Source organism: uncultured Megamonas sp., assembly GCF_958438645.1.
In the GTDB taxonomy this organism is placed as follows: domain Bacteria; phylum Bacillota; class Negativicutes; order Selenomonadales; family Selenomonadaceae; genus Megamonas.
The window spans coordinates 13536-27703 of sequence record NZ_CAUBSM010000017.1 but is presented as its reverse complement, the minus strand read 5'-3'; the positions used below and the strand labels follow the sequence as shown (position 1 = coordinate 27703).

General features: G+C 32.6%; 14 protein-coding genes. 1 reads left to right on the top strand and 13 read right to left on the bottom strand.

What is annotated here, in order from left to right:
• Positions 1–360: 360 nt before the first annotated feature.
• From Q5I67_RS09850 to rpmE, 12 genes are all read right to left on the bottom strand, one after another.
• The gene (locus Q5I67_RS09850) at positions 361–1491 is read right to left on the bottom strand and encodes a DUF362 domain-containing protein (RefSeq protein ID WP_302487206.1); all 1131 of its coding nucleotides are present in this window, start codon (positions 1489–1491) and stop codon (positions 361–363) included.
• A gap of 76 nt (positions 1492–1567) precedes the next feature.
• Complete coding sequence (gene wecB, locus Q5I67_RS09845) at positions 1568–2728, bottom strand: non-hydrolyzing UDP-N-acetylglucosamine 2-epimerase (protein WP_296899757.1); 1161 nt, start codon at positions 2726–2728, stop codon at positions 1568–1570.
• A 55-nt stretch (positions 2729–2783) separates the two neighbouring features.
• The gene (locus Q5I67_RS09840) at positions 2784–3812 is read right to left on the bottom strand and encodes a glycosyltransferase family 4 protein (RefSeq protein ID WP_296899852.1); all 1029 of its coding nucleotides are present in this window, start codon (positions 3810–3812) and stop codon (positions 2784–2786) included.
• Positions 3813–3901: 89 nt separating this feature from the next.
• Positions 3902–4357, bottom strand: a complete 456-nt coding sequence (locus Q5I67_RS09835; RefSeq protein ID WP_296899849.1) for a dCMP deaminase family protein — start codon at positions 4355–4357, stop codon at positions 3902–3904.
• A 13-nt stretch (positions 4358–4370) separates the two neighbouring features.
• On the bottom strand, positions 4371–5006 hold the full coding sequence (gene upp, locus Q5I67_RS09830) for a uracil phosphoribosyltransferase (RefSeq protein ID WP_302487205.1): 636 nt from the start codon (positions 5004–5006) through the stop codon (positions 4371–4373).
• Positions 5007–5024: 18 nt separating this feature from the next.
• Positions 5025–6275, bottom strand: a complete 1251-nt coding sequence (gene glyA / locus Q5I67_RS09825) for a serine hydroxymethyltransferase (protein WP_296899845.1) — start codon at positions 6273–6275, stop codon at positions 5025–5027.
• Between the two features lie 54 nt (positions 6276–6329).
• A complete protein-coding gene (gene rpiB / locus Q5I67_RS09820; protein WP_296899843.1) occupies positions 6330–6779 on the bottom strand; it encodes a ribose 5-phosphate isomerase B in 450 nt (149 codons plus the stop codon).
• A gap of 104 nt (positions 6780–6883) precedes the next feature.
• Complete coding sequence (locus Q5I67_RS09815; protein ID WP_296899842.1) at positions 6884–7921, bottom strand: L-threonylcarbamoyladenylate synthase; 1038 nt, start codon at positions 7919–7921, stop codon at positions 6884–6886.
• The gene (gene prmC / locus Q5I67_RS09810; RefSeq protein ID WP_302487204.1) at positions 7906–8787 is read right to left on the bottom strand and encodes a peptide chain release factor N(5)-glutamine methyltransferase; all 882 of its coding nucleotides are present in this window, start codon (positions 8785–8787) and stop codon (positions 7906–7908) included. Before prmC ends, Q5I67_RS09815 begins: the two co-directional genes overlap by 16 nt.
• A 1-nt stretch (position 8788) precedes the next feature.
• Positions 8789–9856, bottom strand: a complete 1068-nt coding sequence (gene prfA, locus Q5I67_RS09805) for a peptide chain release factor 1 (RefSeq protein ID WP_296896391.1) — start codon at positions 9854–9856, stop codon at positions 8789–8791.
• Positions 9857–9974: 118 nt separating this feature from the next.
• On the bottom strand, positions 9975–10913 hold the full coding sequence (locus Q5I67_RS09800) for a DUF1385 domain-containing protein (RefSeq protein ID WP_302487203.1): 939 nt from the start codon (positions 10911–10913) through the stop codon (positions 9975–9977).
• A 113-nt stretch (positions 10914–11026) separates the two neighbouring features.
• A complete protein-coding gene (gene rpmE, locus Q5I67_RS09795; protein WP_296896387.1) occupies positions 11027–11227 on the bottom strand; it encodes a 50S ribosomal protein L31 in 201 nt (66 codons plus the stop codon).
• Between the two features lie 219 nt (positions 11228–11446).
• Between rpmE and clpX the strand changes: the two genes are divergently transcribed.
• Entirely contained in the window at positions 11447–12766 is a 1320-nt protein-coding gene (clpX, locus tag Q5I67_RS09790) for an ATP-dependent Clp protease ATP-binding subunit ClpX (protein ID WP_296896385.1), read from the top strand.
• 65 nt (positions 12767–12831) lie between these two features.
• On the opposite strand, the gene lysA is transcribed toward clpX, so the two are convergent.
• The gene (gene lysA, locus Q5I67_RS09785) at positions 12832–14094 is read right to left on the bottom strand and encodes a diaminopimelate decarboxylase (protein ID WP_296896384.1); all 1263 of its coding nucleotides are present in this window, start codon (positions 14092–14094) and stop codon (positions 12832–12834) included.
• Between the last annotated feature and the right edge of the window lie 74 nt (positions 14095–14168).

The following is a 14168-nucleotide window of genomic DNA, read 5'->3' as shown; positions in this document are numbered from 1 at the left end:
TTCGTTTATGTTAGAAAACATATTGTGCATTGTTTAGTTTTCAAAGAACATTTCTGTTTTTTCAACTCTCTCGAGCTGACTTTTAACATTATATCTTATGTTTTTTGTTTTGTCAACAACTTTTTTTCAAACTTTTTTATTTTGTTTGTTTTGCTGTTTTCAAAACTCTTTATTTTGTTTGTTGCTCATCAGCAACGTTGATTATTATATATTACTTTTATTAGTTTTGTCAACAACTTTTTTAAGTTTTTTTATTTTTTTTGCCAAAAAGTTAATAAATCCCTATATAATAAGGATTTTAAAAGCAAAATGATAGTAAATTTTATAAGTTACTATCATTTTCCATATTTATTTAATTAATTATTTATATATACCTAAATACTTTAATAATAACAATAATAAACCATCTTTTAAATCTACAGCTTGATGAGGGCATAATTCTTGACAACAATAACATCTAATACATTTTTGATAATCAATTATAGCTTTTTTATTTATTATTGATATTGCATTAGGTGGACAATGATGACTACATCTTCCACAGCCAATACAATTTTCATTAATGGCAGGTTTTGAAGTCAATTGATTTTGACCTAATTTTAAAATAAACTTCGGTACATACGTATCTTGCATTGATTTATATGTATGAGGTTTAACAAAATGAAATTGTTCATCTTTACCATCACCAATTACCTCAATATTCTTTAAGCGAATTATTCTTTTTTGTTCAATACCAGCTGCAGCAATAGGCATTGCTTCTGCATCAAAACCCATTTTATCCGCCATAATTAAATCAGCAGCAAATCCATCACTGCTTGCAATGATAATTTTAGGATTTACGATATCCCCACTCATTGGGCCTTGTCCTTCCATTGCAGTTATACCATCAATTATATTCAAAGTCGGTTTTATGGTTTGATATAAATCCACCATTACATGAGCAAAATCTATATGTTTTTGCATTCTTAAATGAAATCTAGCTTTATCCGTGCCTACTATACAGCCAAAAAGATTTTTGACAGCTCCTGTTACACCCATAAAAACATGAGTTTTCATTTTGGCCACAGAAATAATTTTATCAAAATCTGACAAGCAATCCACTAATTCAAATTGTTTTATAAATCTTCCTTCTATATAACTATATGATTTACTTTGAGTAAAATAAACAAAAGGTGTTTTTTCTTCCTCACAGACTTTTAATATCCCTGTTTTTTGAGCTGTAGACTTTAAATTACTTATTCCTGGAGAATCACCTACAGATGGAAAAGCTCCTATCTTCTTTACTGCTTTTATCACTGCTCGAATTACTTCTGGATGTGTTGTCACTGCTTTTTCCGGAGTTACATTCGTCAACATATTGGGTTTTATTAAAACTTTATCGCCCTTTTGTATAAAATTTTGCCAACCACCAATCAAATTTACAGCATCATTTATAGCTTTATCCACTACTTTTGTTTCATAACTATCAGATTTTACTACTGATACCTTCATTTTACAACTCCTTCTATAATAAAAATGCCAAAACTCAATAAATAAGTTTTGGCATCTGTATATTATTTACTCGATATTATTTACTGGCAATAAAACTATCTGGTTTTTTATCAGATAAACCATAGTGATATAAAATAGCTTCGATAATTCGTTTAGAAGCTTTACCATCACCATATGGATTACATGTATTTGCCATACGTTCATATTCATCATGATCTGTTAATAAATATTTTGTTTCTTCATAAACTCTTTGACGTTCTGTACCGATTAATTTCACAGTACCAGCTTTAACAGCTTCTGGTCTTTCTGTAGTATCACGAAGAACTAATACTGGTTTTCCTAAAGATGGAGCTTCTTCTTGTATTCCGCCAGAATCAGTCAAAACTAAAAATGCTCTATGCATTAAATTAGCAAATGGTTCATAATCAAGTGGATCAATTAAATGAACACCATCTACATTTCCTAATTCTTCATTAACAACTTCACGAACTTTTGGATTTTTATGCACTGGGAACACAATTTCTACATCATCAAATTCATTTACGATATCCTTCAATGCTTTATATACATGACGCATTGGTTCACCTAAATTTTCACGACGATGAGTAGTTACCAAAATAATGCGTTTATGTTCATAATCTATATTTGCTAATTTTTCATCATCAAATTTAAAATCATCTTTTACAGTCTTATGCAATGCATCGATAACTGTATTTCCTGTTACGAAAATCTTTTCTTCATCTGTTCCTTCAGCTTTCAAATTGCCACTAGCTGTATCTGTTGGAGCAAAATGAAGATCTGCTATTGCACCTGTTAATTTACGATTCATTTCTTCTGGAAATGGAGAATATTTATTATATGTTCGTAAACCAGCTTCCACATGACCTACTGCTGTTTCATGATAATACGCAGCTAAAGCACCTGCAAATGTAGTTGTTGTATCTCCATGAACTAATACTATATCTGGTTTTTCTTTAGTTAATACACCATTCAAACCATTCATAGCCTTTGTTGTGATATCAAATAAAGTTTGTCCCTGTGCCATGATATTTAAATCATAATCAGGCTTAATATTAAATAAATTTAATACCTGGTCTAACATATCACGATGTTGAGCCGTTACAGCAACTATCGGTGTAATTAAATCTGGATATTTTTTTAATTCTAACACCACAGGTGCCATTTTTATTGCTTCTGGTCGTGTACCAAAAACTGTCATTACTTTAATTTTTTTCATATTCATACCTCATATATACAAAAAAGGCAGGTTATCCCTGCCTTTTCTTTAATAACTAATGTGTTCCTGCATTATTTTTCATACTGAAAATACCTATTTTTTTAGCACCAAATAGGATTATTACAGCTACAAATATAACAATCATAACAGCTACACTAGTACTTACTTCAGTTAAGGCAATCGCCGCTAAACCTAAGAATGCACTGAAAACATACATTAATAGTACAGCCTGTCTTTGGGAAAAGCCCATTGCCAATAAACGATGATGTAAATGTCCTTTATCTGGCTTAAATATTGGAACTCCTCCACGATAACGACGTACAATCGCAAAAGTAGTATCTAATATTGGTAGTCCTAAAGCTAATATTGGTACGATAAGTGCTATCGTAGCAGCACTTTTTACAGCACCTATAATAGAGATAGCAGCAAACATATATCCTAAGAACATACTGCCTGTATCTCCCATGAAAATTCTTGCTGGATTGAAATTATAATGTAAAAATCCAAACGAAGCACCTGCTAAAGCTGCTGTTAAAAATACTACTGATAAATCACCACTTTGTAATGCTACTAAAAGTATAGTAATAGTAGCAATTGTTGATACACCAGCTGCTAAACCATCTAAACCATCAATCAAATTAACAGTATTAGTAATCCCTACCACCCAAAAAATAGTAACAGGAATAGCTAAATACTCTAAGAAAATAAAATCACCAAACGGATCTGTAATAAAGTCAATTCTAATATCAAATGCCACTAAAATACAAGCGGCTAAAATTTGTCCCAATAATTTTACCTTTGCAGGAAGACTGATAAAGTCATCTATTATACCCACAATTACAATAAAAGTACCACCTAATAATAAACCTACTAATTCTCTACTAAAGTCAAGCATGCTACATACCGCTATCATAAAAGCTAAATATATTGCAAGTCCTCCTAAACGAGGAATAGGTTTTTTATGGACTTTTCTTGGATCTGGTTTATCCATGGCTCCAGTTTTTACTGCAAATTTTATAACTAACGGTGTTAGGGCATATACAGCTATCAACGCTGTAATAAATGCTAAAAAATAACTAGGCATTACATTCGCACTCCTTTTCCATTAACACAGATTATAACGCACTAATAAATTACTTGTCAATAAATAATCAAGCCTAATTTTCCTATTTATCACTGTATTTCATTAGGAGCTACTTCGATAACGGAACCGTCTGTTTCTAAATATACAACTTTTGCAATCATAGCATTTTTTAACATTCTACGACAAAGTAAGCAAGGTTTACCAGATGCTAATGTACCATCAGCATTATAACCTACTATATAAATAGTTGCTCCCTTCATCTTTACAGGATCAGCTGCAATAACTGCATTTTGTTCAGCATGAACTGCAACACAAAGCTCATAACGTTGTCCTTTCGGAACATTATATTTTTCACGTTCGCAATTGCCAGTATCTATACAATTTACTTCGCCTCTTGGTGCTCCATTATAACCAGTGGAAATAATGATTTTATCTTTTACGATGATCGCACCATATTTGCGTCTTAAACATGTTGAACGCTTGCCTACAGCTGTGGCAATATCTAAAAAATATGTTGTCCAATCAGGACGAACTTGTTTTATCATTTATAAAAACCTCTTAAATAGTACCAAAAATTCTATCACCAGCATCACCAATACCTGGAACAATATATCCATGTTCATTTAAATGATCATCTACACAAGCTGTGTAAATTGGAATATCTGGATGTCTTTCATTAAATGCTTTTATACCTTCTGGAGCAGATAATAAGCACATAAAAATCATGGATTTTGCTCCACGTTTTTTCAACATCTCTACAGCTTCTATTGCAGAACCACCAGTCGCAAGCATAGGATCCACTACCAATAATAAGCGTTCATCAATATCTTTTGGCATTTTGCAAAAATACTCAACTGGTTCTAAAGTCTCTTCATCACGATATAGACCAATATGACCTATTTTAGCAGCTGGTATCAAATTAATAATGCCATTAACCATACCAAGACCTGCACGTAAAATAGGAACTACTGCTACTTTTTTACCGGCTAATGTTTTTGCTACACATTTTGCCACAGGAGTTTCTATTTCTATATCTTTTGTTGGGAAATCTCTTGTTACTTCATAAGCCATTAACATAGAAATTTCATCTAATAATTGACGAAAATCCTTTGCACCTGTTTCTTTTTTACGCATTAATGTCAATTTATGCTGAATTAACGGATGTTTTATAATATTTACTTTTAAATCTGACATAATATCCTCTTATTTTTCTTATTCTTCATATAATGGAAATTTCTTACAAATTGCTTGAACTTTCGCTTTTGCTTCTTCGATAACATTTTTATCATCACGATGTTCAATAACATTTGCAATGATATCTGCTACTTCACGAATATCTTCTTCTTTTAACCCTCTAGTTGTAAGAGCAGGTGTTCCTAAACGAATACCACTTGTTACAAATGGACTCAATGGTTCAAATGGAATAGTATTTCTATTTGCAGTGATACCGATTTCATCTAATAAAAATTGAGCTTCTTTACCTGTAATATTTTTAGAACGTAAATCAACAAGCATCAAATGATTATCTGTGCCACCAGAAACAATTCTAAATCCTTGTTTTGTTAATTCATCAGCTAATGCTTTTGCATTATCCAAAACTTGTTGCTGATAAACTTTAAATTCATCACTTAAAGCTTCTTTAAATGCTACTGCCTTACCAGCTATAACGTGCATCAATGGGCCACCTTGAATACCAGGGAAAATAGCTTTATTGAATTGTTTACCAAATTCTGCATCACGACAGAGAATTAAACCACCACGAGGTCCTCTAAGTGTTTTATGTGTAGTTGTTGTTACTACATCAGCATATGGTACTGGACTTGGATGAAGTCCTGCTGCTACTAAACCTGCAATATGAGCCATATCGATCATGAGATAAGCTCCTACAGATTTTGCAATCTGTGCCATGCGTTCAAAATCGATAATTCTAGAATAAGCACTAGCACCACCGACAATTAATTTAGGTTTATGTTCTTTGGCAAGTCTTTCTAATTCATCATAATCTATACGTTCTGTTTCTTTATCTACACCATAAGGAATAATTTTAAAATATTTACCAGAAATATTTACTGGGCTACCATGAGTTAAATGTCCACCGTCTGTAAGATTCATACCTAAAATAGTATCACCAGGTTGTAATAAAGCAAAATATACTGCTGTATTTGCTTGTGCTCCAGAATGTGGCTGTACATTTGCATATTCAGCACCAAATAATTCTTTAGCACGGTCAATTGCTAATTGTTCTACAACATCAACATATTCGCAACCGCCATAATAACGTTTTCCTGGATATCCTTCTGCATATTTATTTGTAAGCACACTACCTTGAGCTTGCATAACAGCTTTACTTACAATATTTTCAGAAGCAATCATTTCTAATTTATTACGTTGACGGGAAAGTTCTTTATTGATGGCTTCTTGTATTTCTGGGTCAATAACATCTAAGTTTTCTAATAAATTCATATTATTATTCCTCCACCTAAAGGGTTTTTAATTATCAACAATAATTAACAGTTCTTATTGTTTTGCTTCTAAAGCCATAATTTTGTTTACACGACGTTCATGACGACCGCCAGCAAATTCTGTGCTCATCCATGTGCGTACGATTTCATCTGCAATTTCAAAACCAGTTGTACGTCCGCCCATAGCTAAAACATTAGCATTATTATGTTCACGAGACATTCTAGCTGTATATGTTTCATGACAAAGAGCAGCTCTAATACCTTTTATTTTGTTTGCAGCAATAGAAATACCAATACCCGTACCACAAAGTACAATACCTCTATCAGCTTCACCTTTAGCTACTGGGGTACAAACTTTTTCAGCAATATCTGGATAATCTACAGATTCTGTGCCAAAAGTTCCTACATCTTCTACTTGTACATCAGCAAATTCTTCTTTTAAAACTCTTTTAACTTCTTCTTTTAAATCCACAGCACCGTGGTCACTACCAATGATTAGTTTCATAATTTCGACTATATTCAGTCTTTCCCTCCTTATAGCTTTAACAGATAAAGCTCAATATTTTTTACTATGATTATTTTATCATAATACTAAGGTTAATCAAAGAATTAAATATAAATACTATTAAATCCACTAGCTTTATGTAACCTATTCATAATAGCTAGTCCCAAGCCTTTATCTGTTGTCCCCTCTGCTAAAATAATATCTACATCTTTATCATCAAAATAACGTAAACCTTCATAAATCTCACTAGCAATTTTGGCTAAATCATTTTGACTACCATAGGCAAAAGTATTCTTATAATTTAATTTATTTGCTACTTCATCACTTACAAGTAAACCCACTTTTTTACCTTTTATTTCATATTTATGAAATATTTCTTTTATTGATGATGACATTTTATCTTTATCACCTTCAATTAATACCATATCTACTTTTGGTGCATAATGTTTATATTTCATACCAGGAGCTTTAGGTACTACATTAGCTCCTACAATAGCTTTATCTATTTTTACTACAGGGAAAATTTCTTCTAACATTTCTTTAGTAATTGCCCCTGGTCGCAAAATGATAGGTACATCTTCTGTACAATCCACAATAGTAGATTCTACGCCAAACTGGCAAGCCCCACCGTCTAACACCATATCTATTCTACTTTGTAAATCATTATAAACAGCTTTGGCTGTTGTTGGACTTGGTCTACCTGAAATATTGGCACTCGGTGCTGCAATCGGTGTATCAGCATATTTAATCAAAGCTCTGGCTATATCATTATCTGGCATACGCACTGCTATAGTATCAAGACCACCAGTCACTGCATTAGGCACAATATCGCTTTTAGGTAAAATAATTGTAATCGGGCCTGGACAAAAAGCCGTCATTATTTTTTTTGCCATAGGTGTTACTTCGCTTACAATGCGACTTAGCATCTTTTGATCATTAATATGCAAAATTAAAGGATTATCTGATGGTCTTCCTTTAGCTAAATATATATTTTTAGCTGCCACTTCATTTAAACCATCTCCGCCTAATCCATACACTGTTTCTGTAGGGAATGCTACTAAACCACCATCTTTTATACATTGCCCAGCTCTTTTTAAAGCTTCATCATCTATTGAATTTATTTTTATCAACTCTGTTTCCATGCCAATACCACCCTGTCAATGCCTGCATAATCTTTGATAATTTCTATATTTTGCCAACCGTTATTTATTGCCATCTGTTTCACAGGTTCAGCTTGATAAATGCCTATTTCCACTGCCATAAAACCGCCATCTTTTAAATACTGCATACCTTGAGCAAATAATCTTTGATAAAAACTTAATCCATCTTTATTATCAGTAAGTGCTGATAATGGCTCATAATCTTTAACATCAATTTCTAAAGTCGCTATATCTTTTTGCGGAATATATGGCGGATTTGATACAATCACATCAAAAACTTTATCTTTTACTGGCTCAAATAAATCGCCTACAAAAAATTCACATCTATCATCTACTTGCAAATTCTGAGCATTTTCTTTAGCTACAGCTACAGCATTCGCAGAAATATCCACTGTAAAACCTTTTGCTTTAGGCAAATTTTTGAGCAAAGATAAAATAATTGCTCCACTACCTGTGCCAATATCTACAATATCATAACTTTGTTTATCACCAAAATTTTCATTTACTTTAGCTATAGTATTTTCCACTAAAATTTCAGTATCAGGTCTAGGTATTAAAGTGTCTTTTGTAACTTTAAAATCAAATCCCATAAATTCTCTTTGACCTAAAATATAAGCTACAGGTATATGGCGAGCTCTTTTGGCTACATATTCACGAAATTTTGCCAATTCTTTTGCTTCCATAGGCTCATCAAAATGCACATACAAATAAATTCGCTTCTGTCCCAAAACATGAGACAGAAGCACTTCAGCATCAAGACGAGCAGACTCTATACCCTTTGATTTAAAATAATTAATTGTCCAATTTAACAAAGAACTTATAGTCCATACATCTCTTGATTTTTCCATATTATTTTACCTGTTTTAATCTTTCTGTTTGATCAGCAGTTATAAGTGCATTGATGATTTCATCAATTTCACCATTTAAAACAAAATCTAATTTATGAAGTGTAAGTCCAATGCGATGATCAGTCACACGACCTTGAGGGAAATTATATGTGCGGATACGTTCACTTCTATCACCTGAACCTACTTGAGATTTTCTATCTGCTGCGATTTCATTATTTTGTGCTTGTTGAGCTTGTTCTTGTACTTTAGCACGAAGCACTCTCATCGCTTTTTCTTTATTTTTAAGCTGAGATTTTTCATCTTGACACTGTACTACAATACCAGTTGGAATATGGGTAATACGTACAGCAGTTTCTGTTCTGTTTACATACTGACCGCCAGCACCACTAGCACAATATGTATCGATGCGTAATTCATTCGGTTTAATATCTACTTCTACATCTTCTACTTCTGGCAAGACTGCTACTGTAACAGCTGAAGTATGCACACGTCCAGAAGACTCAGTCTGTGGTACACGCTGTACACGATGAGTACCACTTTCATATTTTAATTTACTATAAGCACCATAGCCATTGATACAGAAAGACACTTCTTTAAATCCGCCAAGTTCTGTAGGATTAGCATCTAACATTTCAACTTTCCAGCCCTGCATTTCTGCATAACGAGAATACATTCTAAATAAATCACCAGCAAAAAGAGCAGCCTCTTCGCCACCTACACCACCACGGATTTCCATAATGACATTTTTGCTATCATTTGGATCTTTTGGCAATAATAAAATAGGAAATTCGCCTTCTAATACTTCTTTACGTGCAGATAATTCTTTCACTTCATCTTCAAGCATATGTCTCATATCATCATCTATATCTTCATCAAACATAGCTTTATCTTCATCAACTGTTTCACATATTTTTTTATATTCACGAAATTTATCCACAAGTTCTGTAAGTGCTGCATGTTCCTGATTGTACTTTTGCCATTTTGGCATATCTGCTATGACATCTGGATCACTAATCAAAGATTCCAATTCTAAATACTTATCTTCAACTGCCTGTAACTTATCTAACAATGCCCTTCCACCTCATTAATTTTATTCAACTAAAAGATTAGCGGTAGGCTAATACAAACCTTCCGCTAATTTTAATTTACACATTTATTTATTTCTATATCTATACAATGCTATATTACTAAATACTAGCATTTACTTTTAAATCTTTCATATCATTTTTATTTACTACATCATCATTTTTAGTTTCTACTTTTGTTGTTTCTTCTAATTCAATAGCTGCCTGTAAAGATTTCACAGCAACTTCTATCATTGAATCATCAGGTTCTCTAGTTGTTAAATACTGTAACCATAATCCTGGTAAAGAAATCGTATGCACTATTTTATTTTTAGAACGACCTGCAAAGCGAATTAATTCATAGGAAACACCTGCCACTACTGGCAATAATAAAACCCTAGATGCAATGCGTTCTAAAAGACTTGGCCAACCTAAAAAAGAAAACATAAAAATACTGACAATCATTACTATCAATAAAAATGATGTACCACAACGTGGATGTAATCGAGAGAATTTCTGTACATTAGCTGGTATTAACTCAACACCTGCTTCATAAGCATGAATTGTTTTATGCTCAGCTCCATGATATTGGAAAACTCTTTGTATATCTTTTGCTCTCGATATACCATATATATATAAGAAAAAAACAACCATGCGGACTAAACCTTCCCATAAATTCATGACCACATGACTATCCGTATTAATTAAATTAACAGAAGCTGTAGGAATTACTACAAACAACAAAATTGCTGCACACAATGATATTGTCATTGTTATCGCAATATCTTTATTTGTTAATTTATCAGCTTCCTCTTCGCCTGCCATCTGTGCTGAATAAGTCAAGGATTTAAGCCCCATAACTAATGACTCACCTAAGGATAATATACCACGGAAAAATGGCTTTTTAAATATAGGATATTTCTCTGCTAGAGAATTTACTGGTTTCACATCAACTGTGATTACACCTGAAGGTTCTCGTACTGCTGTTGCGACTTTTTTTGGTCCACGCATCATTACACCTTCAATTACAGCCTGTCCACCTACCATTAATTTTTCAGACACTTAAAATCCACCTACCTTATTTAATTATAAATCTATTTATCAAACTATTACTGATATTTATTTCTAAATATAAATGAAGCAGAGCATTTCTGCTCTGCTTAACATTCGTATTTTTATTTTTTGCCATAACGTTTGTTGAATTTTTCAATACGTCCACCAGCTGCCATGTCGCGTTGACGACCAGTGAAGAATGGATGACATTTAGAGCAAACGTCTACACGTAATTCACCTTTAACAGAGCCAGTTTTAAAAGTATTGCCACAACCACAGATAACTGTAGCTTCTTTATAATCAGGATGGATTCCTTGTTTCATTCTGTCGCACCTCACTCTCTGACATTTACTGATTGATTATATCACAGACTTGATATACTTGCAAGCTTTAGTTATACGAACTACATTAGTTTACAATAATTTTTCTCAACAATCAATACTAATTGCAAATATTGTTGTAAATATTTATAATAAAATAAGCTAATTTATAAAAATTAATATACTGCTTTTATTTGATAATAGAGAAGGGATAAGTTTTTTATGAAGAAAAATAATAATGAATTACAACATGTATGTAGTTTTTGTAAACGTACTATAACTATACGTTCTCAATATGATATGCCAATTTATGATCCTCAAACAGGTTTTGCTATTTGTAAAAATTGTATCAAAGACATCTATGGATATATCGTTGAACATGATAAACGCGATGAAAAATCTCAAAATCGCAAATTCGTAAATAGTCTTGATGATATCTTAGCTAAAAACAAACCTCATGTTATTAAAGAATTTTTAGATCAATATATTATCAACCAAGATCGTGCCAAAAAAATACTATCCGTAGCTGTATACAATCATTATAAACGCATGAAATATGGCTACACTCATGATAAACGCGATATGAATATCGAAAAATCTAATGTAATCATGCTTGGTCCTTCTGGTTGTGGTAAAACAGCTATGCTTCAACATTTATCTAAACTTTTAGATATTCCATTTGCTGTAACTGATGCTTCTAGCCTTACAGAAGCAGGTTTTGTTGGCTCTGATGTTGAAGTTGCTGTAAGAAATCTTTACTATGCTGCCGACAAAAATATTGAAAAAGCTGAACATGGTATAATCTATCTTGATGAATTTGACAAAATTGCTCGTAAATCTGGTGCTAATAACTCTATCACAGCAGACCCTGGTCATGAAGGCGTTCAACAAGGTCTTTTAAAAATGATGGAAGGTGGCGTTGTTGAATTCACAGCACAAGGACAACGTAAACATCCAGAAGCCCCTACTATAAAAGTAGATACTACTAATATATTATTTATTGTTGGCGGTGCATTCGTCGGCATTGAAGAAATCATCGCTAAACGCTTAAAAACTGACAATAGCGGTATTGGCTTTGGTGCAAATGTTCAAGCTAAAAATGATAAACCAGTATTTAATGATTTAATCCATAAAGTTCGTCCAGAAGATTTGATAAAATTCGGTATCATTCCAGAAATTATCGGTCGTCTACCTGTAATTTGTACTCTTGAAGAACTCACTGAAGATGACTTACTAAAAATCTTAACTGAACCAAAAAATGCACCTGTTCGTCAATATCAAGAATTACTTGCTATGGATAAAGTAAAATTAGAATTTGAACATGATGCTCTCTTAGCTGTAGCTAAAAAAGCTATTGAACGCAAAACTGGTGCTAGAAGTCTTCGCGGTATTTTAGAAGATGTTATGCTTGATATAATGTATGAAATTCCTCAATCTGATGAACCAAGAAAAGTTATCATCACCAAAGATTGCATCGAAAATCATACCCAACCAAAAGTAGAACCAATATCTACAGACGATACACCAGAAAAAACAGAATAATTATAAAAGACCTCGTTAAAAGCCATATCAAAACTTCTAACGAGGTCTTATTTTTATATTATTTATTATTTTTTTAGCACGGAGCCATCATAATATAATGTAGCAAAATAATCTTCTATTGTTTCTGCACGGCGAATTAATTCTACAGAACCATCTTCATGTAATAACAATTCTGCACTACGTAATTTACCATTATAATTAAAGCCCATTGCATGACCATGTGCACCTGTATCAAACATAACAATGCGATCACCAATGTCAATTTTAGGTAATTTACGATCAATAGCAAATTTATCATTATTTTCACATAAAGAACCTGTTACATCATATACATGATCACAAGGTTCATTTTCTTTACCAACAACGACAATGTGATGATAAGAACCATAAAGAGCTGGACGCATTAAATTTGCCATACAAGAATCCAAGCCAATATAATGTTTATAAGTATTTTTTTCATGTAATACAGTAGATACAAGATATCCATAAGGACCTGTTATAGCACGACCTGATTCATAAGCAATAGCAGTAGTAGTAAGACCTGCTGGTACTAAAATTTCATCGTATAATTTATGCACACCTTCACCTAAAGCTTCTAAATCTACAGCACTTTCTTCAGGACGATAAGGAATACCTACGCCGCCACCTAAATTAATAAATTCAAATTTAATGCCCAATTTAGTAGCGATTTCGGCAGCTAAGTTAAATACAATTTTAGCATTTAATAATAAACCTTCAAGTCTAGTTTCATTGGAAATTACCATTGTATGGAGACCAAAGCGTTTAACACCTTTATCCATAGCTATTTTATATGCTTCAAACATCTGTTCTTTTGTTAAACCATATTTAGCTTCTTCTGGTTTACCAATGATATCATTACCTTCAATTAAGTTACCAGGATTGTATCTAAAAGACATTACCTTTGGCATGCCAGCATTTTTTTCTAAATACTCAATATGAGTAATATCATCTAAGTTAATAATAGCACCTAATTCAATAGCTTTTTGAAACTCATCTGCTGGAGTATCATTAGAAGTGAGCATTATTTTTTCACCATGAATACCTGATGCATCTGCAAGTAATAATTCTGGTAAGGAAGAACAGTCTGCACCTGCTCCTTCTTCTTGCATGATCTGTAAAATACGAGGATTTGGTGTTGCTTTTACCGCAAAATATTCTCTAAATTCAGGAGCCCAATCAAAAGCCTTTTTAAAACGGCGGAGATTTGCTCGAATTGCTTTTTCATCATAAATGTGGAAAGGTGTAGGATATTTTTTTATAATTTCTTCTAATCTTTCTTGAGAAATAGGAAATTTTTTAATTGCCATTTATTTGCCTCCTGATTTTATATTTATCACATATTTCTTATATCTGTATCATCAAATCGTTACATGTTAACAGA